Origin of the sequence: Streptomyces sp. URMC 123 (assembly GCF_051386515.1) — a bacterium.
GTDB lineage: Bacteria > Actinomycetota > Actinomycetes > Streptomycetales > Streptomycetaceae > Streptomyces.
The window spans coordinates 38,892-60,081 of sequence record NZ_JBPQTV010000002.1; the positions used below are offsets into that span (position 1 = coordinate 38,892).

Genomic DNA, 21,190 nt, shown 5'->3' on the forward strand with positions numbered 1-21,190 from the left:
ATGGACACTCAGAGGCGAGGCCCAGAGGCCGGCGCCTCCGAGGATGAAAATCATGAAGGCCCTTGGCTCAGCCAGGGGCCTTTGTGTTTTTGAGGCTCTGTCGCTTACACAGGCAGTCACGCGTCCGACAGGGTGATGGCGTCAAGAACCTTCCCCTCCGGCAGCGCCCTGTCCGCCGGCCAACGGAAGATGAGATCACCATCCCTCTCCTCCCTCTCCACGAGCTTGAAGCCGTCCTTGGTTCGGGGGTCGTAGTCGATGACCGTGTTCTCGCGAAGCAGTCGAGCCCGCAGACGCTTGGCGGCCAGGCGGTGACTGTCCTTGGCCGTCTCGTCCCCCATGGCTACCCGCAGGTAGGCCATGACAGCCTTGCCCAGGTACGTGTTGTGGTGGCTACCGGCGCCCTCCGTGCGCTTGACGGTCCAAGGGATGCCCTTCTCGATCACCTCCCTGGACACGGCCTGGGTGTAGTACCCGCCGAGGGTGAGGGCCTTGTTCACGGCCTGGCCCTTCACGTCGTACATGGCGCCGATCTCGTCGTCCGTGAGGTCTTGCTCCTTCAGGCGGACCAGCGCGTTGAAGTCCGGAAGCCTCTTCTGCACGACGATTCCCTCTCGTTGTTTGCTTAGCCCAACCAACTGCCAGCCCCTGACCCTAGCACTTGATCTTGTGCACCACGCCCCAACCGGTTGCAGTCACATCCCAAAGTGAGACATACCTCACAACCATTGTACCCGTAGTGGTCAAGATGAAGAGATGTGTGTCACATCCCTACGCGCCTCCGTCCCCCAGCCATCCCGGAGACACCGACATTTATAGTGAGAAGAAGAAACAGAGAGAGAAGAAGTTAGTTAACCCTTAAAGAATAGCAGGTCAAGGTAGACCTTCCTTCTCTTGAAAGGTTCCTTCCCGTCAGACCTCCCGTTGAGTCCTTCCGGTAGAGGTCCAGGAAGGCATTGGCCCCGGCTGCCAGATCAGAACCCAGCCGGGGCCACTCACTCAACCGGCCAAGGCTGATCACCTTCGGCTGGCCAAGGTCGGGTAGCTCCCGACTGGAATCGCGGTGTAGGCGCGCACTCCTCCCTGTCCGGGAGGCAGGTCAGGGTTCGAGTCCCTGTCGATTCACCGATCCCGATGCAGCAGCGCATCACACACAGACAACTGAACCGGATGGTCCGGCCTCGTCGGGATTCAACTTCATAGGGGGTGGGCTGATGCCTCGCGCTAAGAGTGTCTGCTACGTCAACGGCTGCACGATGATCACCGTGCGCTCGGGGCGATGCGAGGAGCATGCTCCTCCGGCCCGCAAGGGCTGGGACAGGAAGTCGGCCCGAAACAGCTCCCGGCCTGGAGACTGGTCCTCACGCAGGGCACGGGTCCTCGCCCGCGACCGGTTCACCTGTCAGAGGTGCGGCGTCAGGGAGAACCTTCAGGTCGATCACATTGTCCCCGTGAGCCGCGGCGGCTCCTGGGAGCTGGACAACCTCTGGGTGCTGTGCGGCAAATGCCACGCCCTCAAGACGTACTACGAGGACCGCTCATAAAGCAGAGGCCCCCGTGAGGACCGGGGGCCTCTGAGCAGGTCCCCGATCAGCCCGGAGACCTGCTCAACAGAGGTCCCCGTATGGGCCGGGGGCCTCGTGCCAGCTTACCGACAAGCCGCCTGCCGGACAGCTCTTTCACCGAGCCCCCAGCCCGGTCTCTTCGGAGGCCAGGTTAGTTCATGCATGGAGTGATGATGCGATGACCCTCAATGCCTGGGGCCCCCGGGCCGACGAGTACGACCAGGAGCTGGCCCACCTTCGAGCCCGGCGCCCCTCGAAGGCCGCGCTCAAGCGCGAGTGGCACCGTTCCGCGGCCGTCGAGCTGGAGGAGCTGGGCGAGCTGTACGACGTGTCCCCCGAGCTGCTGAAGGGGGCGATCTGATGGCGACGCGACGCGGGCCGGCACCGAACCCGAACGCGGTCCGGCGCAACAAGGATCACGCCCTCGGCGAGAGGAAGCTCTCCGGCCAGGCCGGGGAGGGCAGGGAGCTGCCGAAGGCCCTGGGAATCTCGACGGCTGGGGCCAAACGCTTCTGGCGGACCTGGGCCTCCTCCCCTCAGTCAGAGGACTGGATGGAGACCGACTGGGCCGAGCTGGAGATCGTCACCAAGCTCGTGGACGCCTTCTACCTGGGCGACATGAAGTACGCCGGCGAGATCCGTCAGCGGGTCGGTAAGTGGGGCGCCACGACGGAGGACAGGGCGAGGCTTCGCATGTCGTTCGACAAGTCGGTTGAGGTCGAGAAGGCCCAGGAAGGGCCCCAGAAGCTCTCGGATGAAGACATGGATAAGGAGCTGTTCAAGCTGCTTTCAAAGGGTTAGAGGTGATGTGCCGTGGCTCAAACGGGCAACCTGCCCAAGGGAGTTCCGGCGCCGAACGAGACCCTTGGATACCAGATCATCCGTTGGGCTCATAAGTACATCGTCCAGCCTGACGGCGACTCCGCGGGCGAGCCGTGGAAGTTCACGCCGGAGCAGTTGAGGTTCGTTCTCTGGTTCTATGCCATCAATCCGGATGGGACCTGGAAGTACGCGGCCGGCACCCTGCGCCGGGCAAAGGGCTGGGGCAAGACGCCGCTTCTCGCGGCGCTGGCGATCGTGGAGTTCATCGGGCCCTGCCGCTTCTCCCACTGGGATGAGACCGGGATGCCGGTGGCAAAGCGTGTGCCGCTCCCGGTGGTTCAGCTCGGAGCTACCGCGCTCGATCAGACGCAGCAGACGCTCGACATGATCCGAGGAATGCTCTCGGAGTCTCCGGCCGAGAAGGAATACGGCCTGGAGATCAGCAAGTCCATGGTCCAGTTCAAGTCCGGCAAGCCTGGCTCGATCGCTCCGAAGGCCACTGCCGGCCGAACAAATGAAGGAAACCGGCCATCGTTTTGCGTGATGGACGAGGTGCATCATTGGGTGGGAAGCACGGGAGGTCCCGACTTCTACCAGACCTTGAAGCGGAATATTGAAAAGACAACTAAGGCCGGTTCAAGGTGGGTTACGACTACCAACGCGTTCAACCCGAACGAGGACTCTGTAGCGCAGATCATCTACGAGTCCGACATGGTTGCGCAAGGCTACTGGCTCTATGACTGCCTGGAAGGCTCGATCGAGGTCGAGGACATCCGGGATGAGGAGAAGGTCAGGGCCGCGCTCATCGAGGCGTACGGCGACGCCCACTGGGCGGACATCGATGGTCTAACAAAAACGATTCTCTACGACCGGACGACGCCGGACAGTACCTATTGTCGATTCTTCTTCAATCAGATCGCCGAGTCCAGCGACGGCTGGATGAGCAAGGCCGAGTGGGACGCCCGCCAGAGCGTCAACGACATCAAACCAGGCGAGCAGATAGCCATTGGCTTTGATGGGAGTGTCCGAGGAGACGGCACAGGCTTGGTAGGCATTCGCCTGCACGACGCCAAGCTGTTCACGCTCGGAAAGTGGCTCAGGCCCGATCACGCCCCAGACGACTGGGAAGTTGACGTGCTGTCCGTGGAAGCCGCAGTGAAACGGGCTTTTGAGACCTACCGAGTTGAGTGGATGTACGCGGACCCTCCTTGGTGGCAAGAGAACATCGGCCGGTGGGCGGTCGAATGGGGCGACGACTACGTATTTGAGTACTGGACCAACAAGCCCACCAGGATGGTTCAGGCCGTCGAGCGATTCCGCACGGCCGTCATGGTCGGAGACCTCTCCCATGTTGGCGAGACCGAGCTAACTCGGCATGTCCTGAACGCGGTTGTCCGCGAAGTTCCTCAAGGCGATCTCATTACGAAGGACTCGCCACGATCCAAACGAAAGATTGACCTCGCGGTGGCTGCCGTACTTGCACTTGAAGCACGCGCTGACGCGATTGCTGATGGTCGTCTCCAGATCAAGCGGAGGCGGGTAGTCGGTTTCTGAGCCCCGCTCGAAAGGGGCTCAGATGGCTACTGCCGCGCTCGACACTCCGGGTAACCAAGGGACTCTCTCCCCTCCGTCCACGCCACAGATGTGGATGGACTACCTTGCGTCGAAGCTCGCTTCCCGATCCGGCCGCTTCAAGCGGTTTGGCGAGTACTACGACGGCAAACACCAAAAGATGTTGTTCGCCCAGTCCAAGTACCGGACGGAGTTCGCTCACATCTTTGAGCGCTGGAACGACAACTTCTGCGGGTTGATCATCGACAGCGTCAACGAGCGCATGTTCATCGACGGCTTCCGCCTCTCAGAGGAGCCAACCGAGGACAAGATTGCTCGCGAGATATGGCAGCGGAACCGACTGGACTCCGAGTCCAACGCGGCTCATCTGGACGCGATGATCCAGGGCGCCGCCTACGCGGTGGTGTGGGCCGACGACGCTGGCAAGGCTGTCATCTCCATCGAGTCCGCGGAGCACATGGTCGTCCAGTACAAGCCTGGCTCTCGACACGAGATCGAGGCGGCAGCGAAGTTCTACGTGGACGACTGGGGGCGACAGTTCTGCACCCTGTGGTGGGGCGACAAGGTCTACACCGGGGACTGGAAGATCGGCGGCTACTCGATCGACCGCACAGAGCCGAACCCCCTGGGCCGGCCCCCGGTGGTGCCGATCCAGAACCGGGCCCGTCTGGTGGGCGAGCCGATGTCGGACCTGGCGACGGTCATCCCCATCCAGGATGCGATCAACAAGACGGTCGCTGACTCTCTCGTGGCAAGTGAATATGCGGCATGGCCACAAAGGTATGTCACGGGCCTGGAGATTCAGGAGGACGAGAACGGTAACCCCATCGAGCCGTTCAAGGTGGCGGTGGACAAGCTCCTCCAGGCCGAAGACCCCGCCGCGTCGTTCGGTCAGTTCGCCGCTGCTGACCTCAGCAACTACGTGGACCTGGTAGACATGCTCGTTCAGCACATGGCGAGCATCAGCCGCATCCCGTTCCACTACATGCTTAAGGGCGGCCAGCCGCCGAGCGGTGACGCGATCACCTCCGCCGAGGCCGGCCTGGTCTCGAAGACGCGAGAAAGGATGCTGCACTTCGGTGAGGCGTGGGAGGCCATCATTCGTCTTGCTATCGAGGTCGAGAAGGGCAGCCCACAGGAGGAGTACGAGGCCGCGGAGGTCATCTGGCGTGACCCCGAGAACCGCACCGAGGCCCAGCACATCGACGCCCTTCTCAAGCTCCAGCAGCTCTCCGTCCCGAAGCAGCAGCTCTGGCAGGACGCGGGCTACACGCCCTCGCAGATCGCCCGCTTCGATCAGCTCCTTGAGGAGGAGGCTCGCACCGAAATGGAGCGTGCCGACAAGTACCAGACCCAGGCCCAGCAGCAGGAACTTGCCATCGCCCAACAGGGCGCTGACGACCAGTCGGCTATGTCTCAGGCCAAGCTCAAGAAGGATGCCCAGAAGCCCCCGCAAGGCAACTCGGGCAACGCGAACCGTCAGCGGTTCGAGAGGTAGCTCCCGAAACGGGAGCTTTTTATTTACCCACAAGGTTGGGATGTGACATCCCTGCTTGATCCGAAATGGATGATCCGCATGGACGAGAACCAGAACGATCAGGTTTCCACCGAGACCGTCGCGGCCGGTGAGGGTCGGCCGGACGTGGCTGCACTTCAGGCGGAGATCGACAAGTGGAAGTCCCTTTCCCGCAAGAACGAGGACCGCTTCAAGCAGGCGTCCACGGAGCTTGAGGGATTCCGGCAGTCCCAGATGACTGACGTCGAGAAGGCCATTGAGGCCGCCAAGGTGGAGGCGCGAGCGGCGGCCCTTTCCGAGGTTGGAGCCAAGCTCGTCAACGCCGAGCTGCGTGCCGCTTCCTCTGCGGCCGGGGCGGCTCTTCCTGGCGCCGAGTATCTGAACCTCAGCTCGTTCATGGGCGAGGACGGTAACCCGGACTCCGCCCGTATCGAGGCGTTCGTCTCGTCCCTCCCTAAGTCGGATTCTGGCGCGTCTTACGCGCAGAACATCGGCTTGGGTCGTCAGGGGGGCCCGGCCGCCGGCCAGCTGACTCGCGAGGACCTTTCCCGCATGTCTCCGAGGGAGATCAATGAAGCCCGCGCAGCGGGTAAGTGCGACGCCCTCATGCGGGGAGAGATTTAATCTCTTTTTTTGCCATGAGGTTGGGATGTGATGCCAGCCTCTCCATCTACAGGCCCTTCGGGGCCTTTTTTTATGCCCAAAAGAGGTAACTTATGGCTGGTAACGACTTCACCACTCAGGCAGCCTCCGGTCTTCTGACTGGCGGCCCCTCGGGCGGTGACCCGGTTATCAAGGGTCACGGCGTTTTCGTCCCTGTGCTTTGGACTGCTCAGCTTCTTCAGGACCTTGAGGACAATCTCATCCTCGGTTCCGCGGAGATCACGAACCGGAATTATGAGGGCGAGTTCCGGCGCGAGGGTGACCGCATTCGCATCCCGCACTTCATGGACACCGTGACGGACAAGGGTCTGGTGAAGGCATACGGGGAGATCGGTGAGAAGGACCACGCGGCTCTTGAGTACATCCCCATGACCGTCGCCAAGGGTTCGAGCTTCCACATCGAGATCGACGCCCTTCACCAGCTCCAGACCAAGGGCGGCATCGACCTGATGTCTGAGCTGGTCCGCCAGCGGGGCCGCCAGGCCGCCGTCTCCATCGACCGGATGCTGGCCAAGACACTGCTCGCCGCCATGGCAGGCAAGGACCTGAACGGGTCGGAGGACGTAGACGCCGCGCCGTCGGGCCTGCCGGCCCTGCACGGCAAGGTGGACTCGATTGAGGATGCCGAGTTCGACCCGGCCGCCGAGATCGGTGTCTACGACTACGTCGTCGCCATGCTGGAGAACCTTGACCTCAAGAACGCCCCGGACTCCCGATACCTGTTCATCTCGCCGCGTCTGCGTTCGCTGCTCCTGCGCGACTCCAAGTTCATCGACGCCTCCCACTGGGGCTCCAACGCGGTCATGCCGTCCGGCGTCATCGGCTCCATCCTGGGCGTCCAGGTCCGAGTCTCCAACACCCTGGGCAACAAGGCCCCTGCCAAGAACACCCTCGTGAAGGGTCGGCGCCATGACGCACTGAACAGCGTGGACATGTTCATGGGCTCCACCGCTGCCACCAGCCTCGTCATCCCGTTCGCCCAGATGGAGGCGTACAAGCCTGAGAAGTCCTTCACGGACGCGATCAAGAGCCGGGTCATTTACGACGCCAAGGTCATCCGACCGGAGCAGATGGTAGTGGCGACCGGCGTGGAGGCCGCGATCAAGGCCCACAACCAGAAGGTCACCAGCAGCCCTGTGACCCCCTCGAAGTAGCCTGACCCTTTTTTGTGCCCGAAGTTGGGATGTGAGATATGAGCATCACCGCTCTCGACATTGAAGTTCGGCTCGGGCGCCAGATCGAGGACGACGAGCGGCCGAGGGTGGAGGCGTTCATCGCGGACGCCTCCGCCCTCGTGGCGGACTATTGCGGATCGGGATACCGCGAGGACTCGCCCGGCATCCGGGCCGTCATCTGCGCCGAGGTCATCCGCTGGCTGGCCGTGTCTCCGGGGATCGTGTCGGAAAAGGTTGGCGACGTGGCAGTCGAGTTCGGCTCCACGGCCACCACGCAATCCCTCTCCCCTGCCGCCAGGACCTCACTCAAGCGCTACCGGCGCAAGCTGGCCTCACTTCCCCTCCAGGTCGACACACCGGCCTGGGAGGGGATCGCGGTGGAGGGCCGATGAGGGACCTCTTCACCGCCCCGGTCCGTATCCTCCGAGCCGAGATCACCAAGGACGGGCCCTACACCAAGAAGCGCGACTGGGAGAACCCAAGGACCATCTTTGAGGGCCGGGCCTGCGTACAGCCCGACAGGGCCTTTGAGGTCCGCTCCCCGGAGCGCGAGACGGCCCAGGAACGACTTCTCGTCTACCTGCCGGCCGGAACGGACGTGGACTCCGCGGACCGCGTTGAGTACCACGGACTGACCTACGAAGTGGACGGTGATCCGCTGGAGTGGCGGCACCTCTCCCTTCGGCACGTACGCATTCGAGCTTGGAGAGTGGAGCACTGATGGCCGCTCGATTCAGGCTCGACCTCAACGAGCGTGCCCTTGAGCGCGCGATGTCCTCGGCCGAGACAGCGAAGCTTCTGTCCAAGAAGGCTTCCGAGATCACTGCTACGGCCCGACGCGACGCCCCGAAGAACCGGAAGGGCTCGTGGAACATGTACGCCCGCTCCCTGTCCATCACGGCCTGGGAGGAAAACGGCGTCGTTCACTCGGCAGTTCAGGCCGACCGTCACGCGCTCCTGGTCGAGTACGGCTGGCGGGACAAGGGTGGTCGCCGCCACCCCGGCAACCACACCTTGAAGAACGCACTGATGAAGGCGAGGGAGCAGTGAGGATCGATCCCGTCTCTGTCGTCTTCGCCTTTCTGTCGGCCCGTGAGGACCTGGCCGGCCTCATGACCGGGGACCTGGTGGGCCGGGAGCCCGACGAAACCACGGTCTACCTGGAGCACGCCGGCGGCTTCCGAGCTGTCCGGACCCGTATGGACCGCGCCGACATCATGTACCGGGTCTACGCGAAGGACCGCTCGACGGCGGCCGAGCTGGCGTACGTCGTGCGCGAGGCCCTGCTTGAGGAGCTGCCCGGCCGGGCCGTCGGCGAGGCCCTGGTTCTGGACGTGGCCGACGGGATCTCCCCCCGTTACTTCCCCGACACGATCTCGCGGGAGCACACGTACCAGGGGGAGGTCACCCTTTTTCTCACCGAGGCGTAAACCTCCGAATCATGATTCCTGGTTGCGGTTCGCCTTCTTCGATGTGTTCGACGAAGCCGTGCCGCTCGTACCACTGAACTAATTCTTCGAAGGTCAATCCTCCCGGGCTGGGATCGACCGAAAGCATTAGGTCCATCCCTTCAGCTTCGGCCTCTGCGCAAACCAGGTTAAGGATTTCGGTACCGAGTCCTTTTCCTCGTTCGGCAGGCCGTACAACGAGTTCGGTTATGAGTGCTGGTTCCCCGCTCCCTCGCCGCAAGGGAATCAAAATGCTCGCCGTGGCAAGCCCACCATGCATTACGTAGTAACTCCTCACGCGCTCACCTTACCAGCCCCCCCATGGGGGCTTTTTTTATGCCCAGATTCAGGAGACCCCTATGGCTGATCCGACCGGCAACTCCGGTAACGCGAAGAAGATTCGCTTCGCCCCGCAGGGTGAGATTTACGTGGCCGACGCGGACAAGGTCTCCGCGCTCCCCCGCGACTGCACCCCGATGGCATCGAACTCGGAGTTCAAGGCCCTCGGTTACGTAGACGAGGGCGGTGTCACCATCACCCCGTCCATCGAGACCGATCCAGTAAACGTGTGGCAGTCCGCGGTGCCGGTTCTCTACAACGTGAAGAGCGCTTCCTTTCAGATCAAGGCCACCCTCATGGAGACGAACGAGCTGACCACTCAGCTCTTCTTCGGCGCCAAGTGGGTGCCGGCCACGGAGGGGGATGGCGTCACGCCGATCGCTGGCACGTGGCGGCTGGACCTCAAGTCCACCCCCGAACTGAACGAAATTGCTATCGTCGTGGACTGGTCTCAGACCGTTGACGGTAAGGCCGTTCGATACCGATGTGTCATCGGTCGTGCCATGATTTCTGATCGCGGCGCAATCCAGCTTCAGCGTGCCGAGAATGGCAAGTTTGAACTCACCATTGATGCACTTGATCACTCCGGCTCCCTTGGCTACGTCCTCACCGACGACAAGGTGAAGGATGATGCTCCGGTCATCCGGACCGAGGTCACTCTTCAGCCGGCCGAGGTCGAGCAGGGCGGCCACTTTGACGTGGTTGGCGTCGGCTTCAAGGAAGGCGACAGCGTTACCGTCACGGTCAGCCCGAACGGCGACAAGTTCACTTCCGCGGCCCGACAGGCCGACGCGCTTGGCAAGGTCCAGATCCCTGTCACGGTCGCTGCTGACACTCCGATCGACAGTACTTACGAGGTCAAGGTCCAGGCAGGTAAGCAGCACCCGATCACCGCGAAGGACAGCCTCACCGTTAAGACCAAGGCTCAGGCTCCTCTCTCGAAGTAGCCGCTTCCCCGTGGCGGGGAGGGATAAATCCCCGCCCTCTCTCATCTACCCCATCCCGATTTTCTGGAGTCCCCCATGGCTGCTACTAAGAACACCACCGCTAAGGCTGCTGAGGCGAAGTCCAAGGCTACCGAGTTCGAGTTCAAGGGCGCGACGTTCGTGATCCCGGCCCCGATGGATCTCTCTGACGATGTGCTCGACGTCATCGAGGAGGGAGGCGGTGAGCGTGCTATTGCTCGCGCGATCGTCGGCCAGGAGCAGTGGGCCACGTACAAGGCCCTCCGGTGCACCATCGGCGAGTTCAACGAGTTCCTGGATCTGGTCAGCGAAGCTGCCGGCTTCGGTGAGTCGGGAAACTGATCCAGACCGCTCGCATCCTTCAGGACCACAGCGACCCGCTAGAGGCAGACCTCTTGTCTCACTTCGGGGTTGACCTACTGGACCTGTGGTGCGGGCGGATGTCTTTGAGGCGCGTGCACGTCCTCATTCAAGGTCTCTTCAAGAAGCCGGGTGAATCTCTCCTTCTCCTCGACCTGGACGAGGCGACCTCTTGGACCGAGACCAATCACATTCTTGCCCGGATCAGCGATGGCTTGGAGTTGTCAAACTATCTCTTCATCAAGGCCAACTCCACGGAGGACGACGGCCTTGAACCTCCGAAGCCACTTCCCCGGCCGGGTCGCGTTGCTGAGGAGCCGAAACCCCAACTCGCCCTCGCCTCCGGTGAAGAGGTGGCTGATTTTTTCACCCACTTCAGTAATTTCTAGGAGGCTGCATGGCTACACGAGGAAGGGCGCCTGTAAAGGTCGGGTCCGGCTATCTCGAAATCTTCCCGGAACTGTCTAAGACAGGTCTGGCGAAGATGCGCCAGGAGCTTACCCGCCAGATGGAACGAATGGGCGCTCAGGCCGCGCGTTCGTTCTCGGCGGCCGTGGGACGTGGTTTCACCGGTATCGCCTCGCAGGCCAGTAAGGCCGCGAAGCAGGCCGGAAAGGTCACGGAGAAGGAGGCCGTTGACACCTCGAACAAGCTCCGGCAGATCGAGCGCTCCCTCACCCGCTTCCACGGTGAGGAGGCCGGCAAGCAGTTCCGCACCTATCGGAACCTGGCCAAGCAGCGCGAGCAGCTTGAGGAGGGCACCTCCAGGGCGACCCGGAAGGCCATCCAGGACACGGTTCGAGTGAACCGACAGGCCACGCAAGAGGCCCTTCGCGAGGCCCGGCAGCAGGAGCAGGAGAAGGCACGGCTCCAGCGGGAGGGCCTGGCGGAGACGCGTCGCCGCGTCCAGGCCGAGAGGACCGAGGAACGCGCCCTGGCGGCCGAGGTGCGTCAGGTCAAGCGGCAGGTAGCCGCGGAAGCTCGTCAGGCCGCTGCCGAACAGAAGGCCGCGGAAAGCGAGCTGGCTGCCGCTAGGCGCCGACACCTGGCCGAGGAGCGCGCCGCCCACATGACCCGTCAGGGCTTCCTCCGGGACGAGCTGCGGGGGCTCCAGCAGCAGCGCTCGGAGTTCGCCTCCGCCATCGCCGCCAACCGGCGTCAGATCGCCACGTGGGACCGAGACCACCGGACCGCGACGCGGTCGGCCGGCGACCAGTGGAAGGCCCTCGGGCAGGCGACCGAGACGTACGGTCAGAACCTTGAGCAGGTCGGCCGGAGCATCACGCAGAACCTCGTCACCCCGCTGGCTGTCGCGGCCGGTTACGTGACCAAGATCGGCGCGACTTCCGCCGATATGCAGTTCTACTCCTCGGAGGGCCTGAACCGGGCCGGCTTCAACCAGAAGGAAGTCGCCAAGGGACTCCAGTCCATCCAGGACTTCGCGGTTCACACCCCGTTCTCCCTGGAGGACATGACTGACAAGTTCTCGCAGGTCGCCCGCAACTTCGAGTCCTACGGCGACTCGACCTCGAACTCCCTCAAGAAGTCCGAGCTTCTGATCAAGGGCATCGCGGACTACGCGGCCTCCTTCGGTGTCACCAGCCCGGAGAAGGTCAAGGGCGGCATGATGGCCGCGGACATGATGATGGACCAGGGGAAGCTTTCCACTCGGTACCTTCGTCAGTTCGTCCGCGGTACTGGTATCCCGATGAACGAAATCGGCAAGATTGCCGGTTACAAGGGTGGCCCTGATTTCCTCAAGGAAGTTCAGGACCCCCAAGGCGGCGTGAACTCTCGCGAGTTCTTCGACAAGTTCATCAAGACTTACCAGACCGCTCCAGGGGTCAAGGGATCTGCGGAAGCACTCGGCACCGGTTCCATCGGTGGCCATTTCACCGCCGTCAAGGAACAAGCGCAGTTGAATCTGGGCAAGCTGTTCGGCCAGTTCAACAAGGACACCGGGAAGTTCGAGTGGACCGAGCTGGGGCAGAACACCCACAAACTAGCTGACCGTCTCGGCAAGCTGGTCGAGGACCCGGACTTCCAAAAGCTCTCTGGGAGTCTTTCCGGCAACCTGGTCCGGGCTCTCAATCTGTTGATCACTGCGCTTGAGAAGGTTCAGGGATTCTTCAACGACCACCCCGCTATCAAGGGCATCGTGGCTCAGGTCGTGAAGCTCGCGGCCATCCTCGGCCCGCTCGCCCTGGCGGCTGGGCTGGTGACGAAAACCTTCGGCAAGATCGTGAAGTCGTTCTCGCCGTTGGTGAAGGCCGGCGCCGGCCTCGCGAAGGGCGCCCGTGGAGCCGTCCGGACAGGCAACCAGTTCCTCTCGGGTGTCGTGGCCGGCAGGGGCAACTTCCGTGAGACCTACCGGCAGCGTCGCGCCGACTACCACGACGGCGACGACCGCTCCCTGGCTCGACGGGGCCTGGATCGAATGCGCGGGCGGGATAGCCGCTCGACACAGCTCACCGTGCAGACCAGCGAGGCCGAGGCAGCGCTTCGCCAGGTGGATCAGAAGATCCAGGAGATCCAGAACCGCATCCACAACCTGAACCAGGAGCGTCTGACGCAGATCGCGTCGGAGCTGGGTGGCGAAGGCGGAACTTCGGTGCGCGGCCGGGCCAGCAGCGCTGACCGCGAGATCGACCAGACTCGCCTGTCTGTAGGTGAACTCAACCAGGCGAAGGTAGGCGAGCTGGGCCAGAGTCTTTTTGCGCTCAAGGAGAAGGCACAGGCCGCTGAGAGCGGCATCAAGCAGGTCCACCAGGCCGTGAACGCCCTCAACGACGGCAAGCTGGGGATGGTGCGTCAGCAGGTCCAGTACCTTGCGGATAAGTCCGACACCGCGAAGCGGGGCGTCCACGCCGTGTCGAGTGAGGTGCAGGACCTCAACGGCCGTTCGCTGAGCAGCATCCGGGACAAGTTCACCTCGACTTTGACTCCGGCCGTCAAGGGTTCCTACTCGCAGGCCAAGGACCTGAACGACAAGATCAAGGACATCAACGGCCGGGCCCTCGGTCAGATCACTACGAAGGTCCGCACCCTTCGTGACGCGCTCGAAGGGGCCGAAGGCAAGGCCGGCGGTCTCGGCGGCAAGCTGTCCGAGGTCAACGCGCTGACCGGGTTCGGCGGGGCCGGCAACGGCAAGCACCGTAAGCCCGGCCCGAGCAAGCACGCCCTTGGTGGCATCGTCCCCGGTTACGCGCCGGGCGTAGACAACTACCACGCCCTTCTGTCTCCGGGTGAAGCAATTCTCCGCCCCGAGGTCGCTAACGCCCTGGGCTCCGACACCATCAAAAGTTGGAACGCTGCTGCGGCCCGAGGCCGGATTTCTCGCCATGCGAAGGGCAAGGCCGGTAAGGGGTCTTCAAAGTCTGGTACATGGCCTCTCTCCATTCTGGAGGAGCTGTACGACATCGTGAACGTTGGGCCCGGAATCGGGTCGTTCACGGCCGGTATCGGCATGGCTGGTGCCGGTGAATCCATTGGCGGCAATACCGGCACCAATGTACGCCGCTGGGGTACTCAGGCCGGTGGCGATGGTGCCGGCCGACTCGTGAACAACCGGTTCGGCAAGATGAAGGATTTCGTTCTCCATCGGGTGCCGGACTTCCTGACCAAGGCCCCGACTGGCATCGGCAATCTGATCGGAATTGCCGCGGGCGGTATCGCCCCCACTGCCGGGCAGCTCTTCTGGGACGACATCTGGAAGGGTGAAGGGAACGTGCTCCAGCGCGGAGCGCGCTTCATGACCGATCTGGTGAAGTCGATCCCGCAGATCCTCAAGGATCTCGTGACGAACCTCTGGGACTCCGGAGCCGAGATCCTGGGCGCTTTGAAGGATGCGATCAGCGATCCAGTCGGTTTCTTCGAGGGCGCACTGTCCTCTGTGAAGTCGATGTTCCAGGGAATGGTCGATCAGGTCCGTGAGATGGTCCGTCTACTTGACGCGATCTGGTCAAATCCCTCCGAATATGCCGAAGAGGTCTTCGACCAATTTATCGTACGCGTGCGGGACTTGATGCCCAACACCAAGGGTCTCTTCGCCTTCGCGGACGGCGGGATCGTTCCCGGCTACTCGCCGGGCAACGACCGCGTTCACGCGATGCTGTCGCCCGGCGAAGCCGTACTCCGCCCGGAGGCGGCTCGATTCCTCGGACACTCGATGATCCGACAGCTCAACTCCGGCGCGAAGAAGGGCTCTCTTTCTGTGAGCCCAACGTTGGGATGTGACGCTCCCGTACCCGATGCGGAAGCGTACGAGGAGGCGGCGGCAAAGATCCGGGCTGCGCTCGATTCCCTGAGCAAGGCCGTACAGGCTCACCGCGCGTCGGCCACAGCTGACTGGGACCAGGTGGCGGCCAAGGTCCGCGCGGCCGTGGACAGCGGGATCAAGCCCGCTCAGCAGCACTGGATTCAGCACATGCAGGGCCCGCTCACTGAGGCCGAACGGGCTCTGGAGAGCACCAGCCGCGCCGTGTGGTCGGGCGTTCAGTCCGATGTCGGCTCGGCGGTCTCCCAGGTGTCCAGCTCGCTGACTCGGCTGCGGTCGAACCTGGACGACACCAAGCGCTTCTTCGAGTCGGCCTCGGGCCGAATCCAGGACGTGTGGCGCTCTGCCATGTCCTACGTGGACTCGTCCACCAGGAGCACTGTGAGCGGTCCCTACAACCGCGGCACAGTCCCCATGCTGTCGGCCATGGCGAACCTCGCCGGCACGGGGGCTCCCCTGTCTCCGGTGCACTTCGCTACCGGTGGCATCGTGCCGGGTTACCAGCCCGGCGTCGATACGGTCCCGGCGATGCTCTCCAAGGGCGAAGGCATTCTTCGTCCGGAGGTTGTTCGCGCGCTCGGCGCGGACACGATCCTGCGCTGGAATGACCAGGCCCGTAAGGGTGGTCACGTCTACGCCAACGGCGGCGTCGTCGGCCAGAGGAGCTGGTCCGGGCAGGCCGGCGGGGACTGGGTCACCAAGCACAAGGATGACGACTACGAGGGCTATACCGCTGCTTTCCAGGCGGGCTGGAAGGCTGTCGTCAAGCCGATGCTCGACACGGTTTCCCGATCCTTCGGTGTCTCCGGGGACCTCAGCTCGCGAGGGTTCGAGAAGGGCCAGCCGTGGGCCGAGAAGTGGACCAGGTGGGTCGATGACCACACCTCTGGCGGCGGCCAGGTCGTCAAGGTCGCACTGGATGAGTACCGCAACGAGGCCCCGATGGTGGGTGGCGCCAAGTACAACCTTGGCACCGGCGAATCCTGGTGCGCGGACTTCGTCTCGTACGTCGTGGACAAGGCAGGGGCGAACGCGTCCTACGGAGGCTCGCCGAAGGGGGCGCCGCAGAACCGGTGGCCGGCCGTCGCGACGTGGAACGCCGCTATGCGGCACATCCCGGTCTCCCAGTCGCAACCCGGAGACCTGCTGACGTATCAGGGTAACGGTCACATCAACATCAAAACCGGTGCCGATGACACCGTCGGCGGTAACGAGTCCAACTCACTGAAGAGGGCCTGCGGTTACTGGCGAAACGCCACGGCGGCCCTTCGGCCGACCGGTGGGGACAGCTTGACCGACGGTCCTGTCCTCAACGCCTGGCCGGGCAGCATCCCGAAGTTCTCGGGGACGCTCGGCGGCGGAGTCGATAGTGATATCGCTCAGGCGATCGCGAAGGCCATGAGCCTCACCGGTGTAAGCGGTTCCAAGTGGGCCGACGGCATCGCGACGATCATTCGTCGTGAATCCGGAGGCAACGCGAGGGCGGTCAACGATTGGGACTCCAACGCCAAGGCCGGCAACGCCTCTCGCGGCTTGATGCAGGTGATTCCTTCGACGTTCCAGGCGTATCACCAGTCGGGTACGTCGTGGGACATCTTTGACCCGGTTGCGAACATCGCCGCCGCGATCAATTACATCAAGGCCCGCTACAAGGACATCTCGAACGTTCAGCAGGCCGACCCCAGCAAGCCGCCGAAGGGCTATTGGACAGGGACCAACTATGCGTCTCCTGGCCTTGCCCTCGTTGGCGAGAAGGGGCCGGAGTTGATCAATTTCCGTGGCGGTGAGCGGGTCTACAACCACGGGGAAACCCGAGACCTTCTGGGTTCCCGTTACGAGATCCATATCCATGAGGCCAAGAGTGAAGACACTGCTCAGGCGGTGATTCGCGGACTTAAGTATGTGGAGACCATGTACGGCATGTAAGCGGTAGCAGCAAAGGCCCCGGTCGATCGGTCGGGGCCTTTCTGTTGCCTGAATCAGACGAGGTGTTCTATGCCTGTTCCGGGATATAGGTTGCCCAGTTGGGAAGACAACGCCCCCATCGTCGGGATTCCGCCTACCCCGGACCATTGGGGGCATACGCGGGTTACGCTCACGGGAAGCGACGGCCACGGGGAGGAGATCCCCCTGACTGACTTCTCCGGCCGGGCCTGGCCCGCGATTTTCCTCCAGGACGGCGCCTCGGGCCTGGACATGCCCCCGATGGAAGTCTTCTCGGACACCAGCCCCAACTTGGATGGCGGTTGGTTCCGTTCCACCAGCGCGAGTGAGCGTCCCATCATGCTCCCGCTGTACCTGTACGGTGTCGATCGCCGCACGATCCTTCAGTTGAAGCGTCAGCTCTCCCGGACCCTCAACCCCAAGAACGGGGCGTGCGTGCTCCGGTTCACAGAAGGGGACGGCACGACCCGGCGCATCACCGCTTACTACAAGGGCGGGATGGAGGGCAACGAGGGTACCGACGATGCCGGGTTCACCTGGTGCCGGTACGGCATTCAGCTCGTGGCGTTCGACCCGTGGTTCTACGGGGATCGAGACGTGATAGCCGAGTGGAAAACCGGCATTGGAAAGGTGTTTCTCAAGGGGCCCGGCAGCCCGTTCCTACCTCTCGATGTCAGCAAGGGAACCATCTCATCGCAAGGGGTTCCGGTCCTCAATCCTGGGGATATCGAGGCTTGGCCCATCTGGGAGATCGAGGGCCCGGTAAGGTCTTTCACGATCTCCAACGAAGCCAAGCAGACGTTCGGAATCACTCCGGATGACCCGTCCGCGGACCTCATTGCGTCCGGCGAAACCCTGACCATCGACACACGTCCTGGTTACAAGACGATCCTCAAGAGCAACGGCGAAAACTTCTGGCCCAAACTGGACGTGAACCCATCCCTGTTTCACATCCCTGCCGGTGAGTCCAAGATCAACGTGCAGATGAATCCGGGGGCTTCTTCGGCGGTCCTCCGCCTGAAGCTGTCCCCGCGATACGAGACCTATTAGGAGCCGACATGGGTTACAGGGTGTTCGTTCGGGATCGCCCCGGACAAGACGGGACGATGCCGATCCTGGGCGAGATCGATACGTGGATCAAGCTCGACTTCACCATTCGATTCAACCAACCAGGAGCCTGGCAGATGCTCGTGAAGGTGGGCACTACACACGAGCAACTCCTGAAGGAGGGACGGGGAATCGTCATCTACCAGGACGGCCTCTCTTCCCCCATCTTCAGCGGCCCCATTGAGGCGTTCGAGAAGTACTGGACCGTCGAACAGCACACGGGCGAGGGTTCCGTCTACGTGGGCGGGAAGTGCGACAATCACATTCCGTTCAACTTCCTCGCCTTCCCGAGCGTCACCGGCGAAGGCACGGACGCCATGAAGCTCAGGCCGATCTCGAACCAGTGGGAAGGGATCGACCGCAGGCCGGTGGGCGGGCCCGTCGGCCAGGCCCTCTGGGTCGAGTGCGACCTCACCTTCGGTGCACGGGCCCTCCCCGACCGGAAGCTCCCGGGTGTCGTCGTTGGCGCCAACCCCAGGATCGGTGCCGACCTCACGGACACGCTCCGATACGACAACTTGGGCACCAAGTTCACGGAATGGCTCAAGGAGAAGAAGTTCGGCTACCGGTTCCTCTACAACCCTTCCAGCCAGAAGATCGAGCTGACGGTCTACGCCTGCAAGGACCTCGGCAAGACCGTCCGCTTCGCGCCCGAGCTGGGAAACATCAAGCAGTACACATGGCAGCTCAAAGCGCCGACTGTGACACGGGCCATCGTGGCCTGCCAAGGCGAAGGCAAGGACCGCTACATCTACCAGGCCACCGACGAGGCCGGCGAGCAGCAGTGGGGCGTGCTGGTCGAACAGTTCATCGACCGCCGCGATGTGCCCTTGAAGACCGTGAAGGGCAACCCCGAGCTGGTCACCAAGACCGACTCGTCCACCGGCTTCGAGGACATCGGCCTCAACCCGGAGGGGAAGGAGTGGACGCCCGACCTCATCACGAAGAAGGCACTGCTCGCCGCCGCCGAAGCCGAGGTCCCCGCCGCCGAGAAGGCCGTAGCCGACGCCAAGACAGACGCAGAGAAGAAAGCCGCTGCCAGTCGTCTCGCCAGCGCGAAGGCGACGCTTGTCGCAGCCCAGTCCGCGGTGAAGCAGGCGATCGAGGCAGCTAAGCCGGTCGCCGTCGAGCACTACCTGAAGGTCGTCCAGCAGGCCGCTAAGGCAGCCCTCAAGGAGGGTGAGAAGACTGGACACTTCCAGGTGTATCCGATCGACACTCCCCAGTGCCAGTTCGGCCGGGATTACTACGTGGGCGACATCGTGAGCGTGAACGCCGACAACCAGACGATCACGGATGCCGTGAAGGAAGTGACCATCACCGTGGACGACGGAGGCCGAGTCAACACGGTCACCCCGAAGGTCGGCGACCAGGGGACTGGCGAGCCATTGAACCTCTACAAGCAGGTCTTTGAAATGCGAGAGAAGCTGCGAAAGCTGGAAGCGAGGATGTAATGGCTGAGATCAGTTACCCGTTCGAGAAGGACACCGACATCTCCTCCAAGCCGGAAGATGGCGGTGGCCGTACGGCGGTCACTCAGAACGACTGGCAAAACATGGCAACCATGTGGTCAGGCGACCGCATCAATCACGTCCTCACTAAGGGCAACATGGTCACTGAAACCATGCCTTTCCATGCCAGTGTGACCGACGTGAACACCATCACGGTCGGCAAGGGGGAAGCCTACGTCGGAGGCTTCTACTACAAGTTGGACGCACCCACGAGTGTCCGGGTCGATACGAACCTGAACACGAGGTACGACCGCAAGGATCTCCTGGTAATCCGTGCCGACCTCGCCAAGGGATACGCCAAGTTGGAGATCTCGCGTGGTGTCGAGACCTCAAACCCGCAAATCCCGCAGCCTGCCAGACAGCCGGGCGGTATGTGGGAACTTCCGCTGTACGTCATCACGGTCCCCAAGAACAGTGGCCGGCCTGTACCAGATGCGGTCCACCCCTACGCAACCCCGGACGACGTGGCCTCGGTGGCTCCCGCCCAATCGGTGGCCTATCACCAGCCGGAGGGCACCTTCCTGCGCTGCCTGTCCCCTGGGGGCCAGTACGAGGCGTTCAACGGCGCTGACGGCTTCACCATCACGCGAGATCTCGGGGCGACCAAGACCTACACACCGCAGATCCTCTACACGCGTGTGACGAACCCCCCGGGGCTGGTTGCTCGCGGCCGTTACCGCCGCATCGCCCCGAACTTGGTCTGGTACTCCATCGACATCAACAACCCGACCAACAACGACTATTGGAACGACGCGAAGGACAACTGCATATCGTTCACACTGCCGGAGGATGCCAAGCTGAACGGCAACACGGGGCAGGTCTTCTCTGGTCTCTTGACGAACGGCGGATACGACGCCGGCATGCCGAATTTTGTGGACCTCCGCGGATACGCCTGGGGTGGCCATGCGGGCGATTACGTGCGAATACTCCACCAGAACTTCAAGTACCTTCACGAGGGTCTTGACTACATGCGCGTGTTCCCTCGCAAGTCCTACATTCTCTTCTCTGGCGTTTACGAAACGCAGGGGCTCAAGTAATCGGGAGGAACCATGGCGCGCAACCTTTTCGGCGGCACGGCCGCTGACGCTGCCGAGAATGAATCAGGTGGCCGGCTCCCCAACTTGAAGGGCCGGGTATACGCCTCACAGGAGTCACCGGACCTGGTGACGGATCTCCTCGACGCTTCCGGTAACCCGCTGAAGGATGGCCTCCTCACCGATGAGCGGGGCATGATCCCGGCCTTCCAGGGGCCTGACGGAGTCGAGCAGCTTTGGGTGGACTTCAACTCCGGCCGCGTGATGCTGACCCCGAACGATGTCGGCAAGCGCCTGGCGGGCCACCTCGCAGACCCGGACCCCCACGGGGCCAAGGCGTACACCAGCGAGACCCTGAAGGACTACGTGGCCAAGCGTGGCCGCAACGAGATGCAGACCTCAACCGAGGTCCTGCTTGCCGTGGACGTTCCAGCGGGCACCAACGACGTGATCCGCATGAGTCGCGACGGGATCGCCGGCACCCAGCTCAAGTCGTCTGGGGCCCTCAATCTGAAGCCCTTCGGGGACAGCACTCCCCTGGCCGTCACAGCGGACGCGGTCTCCGACTCCAAGCCGGTGGTGTCCGTGAATGACGGCGGAGCCACCAACCTTCGCATGTTCAAGAACGGCGACATCGAGTCCGCGGGCAAGGTAACCGTCGGCGGAGACGTGGCGGTCTCGGGATCAGTCCTCGCCGGAAACATCGGAACGGCCCGAGTCTTTTCGGGGACCGCCGATCCCGCGTCCCAGGGGGTTGTTCTCAAGCCCGGCGATATCTGGGTTCAGTATGGCAGCTAGTTACAACAAGGTCTTCCTATGGAATGGGACGCGATGGACTGAGTTGCCGAAGAAGATGTGGGACGGGCAGCAGTGGACCGCCAAGCCCCGATTTC

Annotated in this window: 21 protein-coding genes; 19 read left to right on the plus strand and 2 right to left on the minus strand. The window is 62.8% G+C overall.

Annotation, left to right across the window (positions count from 1 at the left end):
* Positions 1-116 precede the first annotated feature (116 nt).
* The gene (locus tag ACSNOD_RS00690; protein ID WP_436764693.1) at positions 117-602 is read right to left on the minus strand and encodes a hypothetical protein; all 486 of its coding nucleotides are present in this window, start codon (positions 600-602) and stop codon (positions 117-119) included.
* A 654-nt stretch (positions 603-1,256) separates the two neighbouring features.
* On the opposite strand from ACSNOD_RS00690, the gene ACSNOD_RS00695 reads away from it, so the two are divergent.
* The 11 genes from ACSNOD_RS00695 to ACSNOD_RS00745 all read left to right on the plus strand — a co-directional run bounded on the left by ACSNOD_RS00695 (position 1,257) and on the right by ACSNOD_RS00745 (position 8,743).
* Positions 1,257-1,544, plus strand: a complete 288-nt coding sequence (locus tag ACSNOD_RS00695) for an HNH endonuclease (RefSeq protein WP_436764737.1) — start codon at positions 1,257-1,259, stop codon at positions 1,542-1,544.
* A 199-nt stretch (positions 1,545-1,743) separates the two neighbouring features.
* Entirely contained in the window at positions 1,744-1,926 is a 183-nt protein-coding gene (locus tag ACSNOD_RS00700; RefSeq protein WP_436764694.1) for a hypothetical protein, read from the plus strand.
* On the plus strand, positions 1,926-2,366 hold the full coding sequence (locus tag ACSNOD_RS00705) for a hypothetical protein (protein ID WP_436764695.1): 441 nt from the start codon (positions 1,926-1,928) through the stop codon (positions 2,364-2,366). Before ACSNOD_RS00700 ends, ACSNOD_RS00705 begins: the two co-directional genes overlap by 1 nt.
* A 12-nt stretch (positions 2,367-2,378) precedes the next feature.
* Entirely contained in the window at positions 2,379-3,941 is a 1,563-nt protein-coding gene (locus ACSNOD_RS00710) for a hypothetical protein (protein ID WP_436764696.1), read from the plus strand.
* Positions 3,942-3,963: 22 nt separating this feature from the next.
* Positions 3,964-5,457: a phage portal protein gene (locus ACSNOD_RS00715; RefSeq protein ID WP_436764697.1), complete on the plus strand. Its 1,494-nt coding sequence runs from the start codon at positions 3,964-3,966 to the stop codon at positions 5,455-5,457.
* Positions 5,458-5,499: 42 nt separating this feature from the next.
* On the plus strand, positions 5,500-6,099 hold the full coding sequence (locus ACSNOD_RS00720) for a hypothetical protein (RefSeq protein WP_436764698.1): 600 nt from the start codon (positions 5,500-5,502) through the stop codon (positions 6,097-6,099).
* A 323-nt stretch (positions 6,100-6,422) separates the two neighbouring features.
* Entirely contained in the window at positions 6,423-7,292 is an 870-nt protein-coding gene (locus ACSNOD_RS00725; RefSeq protein WP_436764699.1) for a hypothetical protein, read from the plus strand.
* 38 nt (positions 7,293-7,330) lie between these two features.
* On the plus strand, positions 7,331-7,705 hold the full coding sequence (locus ACSNOD_RS00730) for a hypothetical protein (protein WP_436764700.1): 375 nt from the start codon (positions 7,331-7,333) through the stop codon (positions 7,703-7,705).
* On the plus strand, positions 7,702-8,034 hold the full coding sequence (locus ACSNOD_RS00735; protein ID WP_436764701.1) for a hypothetical protein: 333 nt from the start codon (positions 7,702-7,704) through the stop codon (positions 8,032-8,034). Before ACSNOD_RS00730 ends, ACSNOD_RS00735 begins: the two co-directional genes overlap by 4 nt.
* Positions 8,034-8,363 carry a hypothetical protein gene (locus ACSNOD_RS00740; protein WP_436764702.1) on the plus strand — a complete coding sequence of 110 codons (330 nt, stop codon included), beginning with the start codon at positions 8,034-8,036 and terminating at the stop codon, positions 8,361-8,363. The genes ACSNOD_RS00735 and ACSNOD_RS00740 overlap by 1 nt, the downstream gene beginning before the upstream one ends.
* Entirely contained in the window at positions 8,360-8,743 is a 384-nt protein-coding gene (locus ACSNOD_RS00745; RefSeq protein WP_436764703.1) for a hypothetical protein, read from the plus strand. The genes ACSNOD_RS00740 and ACSNOD_RS00745 overlap by 4 nt, the downstream gene beginning before the upstream one ends.
* On the opposite strand, the gene ACSNOD_RS00750 is transcribed toward ACSNOD_RS00745, so the two are convergent.
* Positions 8,730-9,041 (minus strand): GNAT family N-acetyltransferase, encoded by a 312-nt coding sequence (locus tag ACSNOD_RS00750; protein ID WP_436764738.1) that lies wholly within the window; start codon positions 9,039-9,041, stop codon positions 8,730-8,732. The two genes, ACSNOD_RS00745 and ACSNOD_RS00750, sit on opposite strands and share 14 nt — an antisense overlap.
* A gap of 79 nt (positions 9,042-9,120) precedes the next feature.
* On the opposite strand from ACSNOD_RS00750, the gene ACSNOD_RS00755 reads away from it, so the two are divergent.
* From ACSNOD_RS00755 to ACSNOD_RS00790, 8 genes are all read left to right on the plus strand, one after another.
* Positions 9,121-10,047 carry a hypothetical protein gene (locus ACSNOD_RS00755; protein WP_436764704.1) on the plus strand — a complete coding sequence of 309 codons (927 nt, stop codon included), beginning with the start codon at positions 9,121-9,123 and terminating at the stop codon, positions 10,045-10,047.
* A 75-nt stretch (positions 10,048-10,122) separates the two neighbouring features.
* Positions 10,123-10,407 carry a hypothetical protein gene (locus ACSNOD_RS00760; RefSeq protein ID WP_436764705.1) on the plus strand — a complete coding sequence of 95 codons (285 nt, stop codon included), beginning with the start codon at positions 10,123-10,125 and terminating at the stop codon, positions 10,405-10,407.
* A gap of 113 nt (positions 10,408-10,520) precedes the next feature.
* Positions 10,521-10,814 (plus strand): hypothetical protein, encoded by a 294-nt coding sequence (locus ACSNOD_RS00765; RefSeq protein ID WP_436764706.1) that lies wholly within the window; start codon positions 10,521-10,523, stop codon positions 10,812-10,814.
* Positions 10,815-10,822: 8 nt separating this feature from the next.
* Positions 10,823-16,627: a transglycosylase SLT domain-containing protein gene (locus tag ACSNOD_RS00770; RefSeq protein ID WP_436764707.1), complete on the plus strand. Its 5,805-nt coding sequence runs from the start codon at positions 10,823-10,825 to the stop codon at positions 16,625-16,627.
* Between the two features lie 90 nt (positions 16,628-16,717).
* Entirely contained in the window at positions 16,718-17,695 is a 978-nt protein-coding gene (locus ACSNOD_RS00775) for a phage tail domain-containing protein (RefSeq protein WP_436764708.1), read from the plus strand.
* Between the two features lie 8 nt (positions 17,696-17,703).
* Positions 17,704-19,206 (plus strand): Gp37-like protein, encoded by a 1,503-nt coding sequence (locus tag ACSNOD_RS00780; RefSeq protein ID WP_436764709.1) that lies wholly within the window; start codon positions 17,704-17,706, stop codon positions 19,204-19,206.
* Positions 19,206-20,300 carry a hypothetical protein gene (locus ACSNOD_RS00785; RefSeq protein ID WP_436764710.1) on the plus strand — a complete coding sequence of 365 codons (1,095 nt, stop codon included), beginning with the start codon at positions 19,206-19,208 and terminating at the stop codon, positions 20,298-20,300. Before ACSNOD_RS00780 ends, ACSNOD_RS00785 begins: the two co-directional genes overlap by 1 nt.
* 12 nt (positions 20,301-20,312) lie before the next feature.
* Positions 20,313-21,095: a hypothetical protein gene (locus tag ACSNOD_RS00790; protein ID WP_436764711.1), complete on the plus strand. Its 783-nt coding sequence runs from the start codon at positions 20,313-20,315 to the stop codon at positions 21,093-21,095.
* The last annotated feature ends 95 nt before the right edge of the window (positions 21,096-21,190 follow it).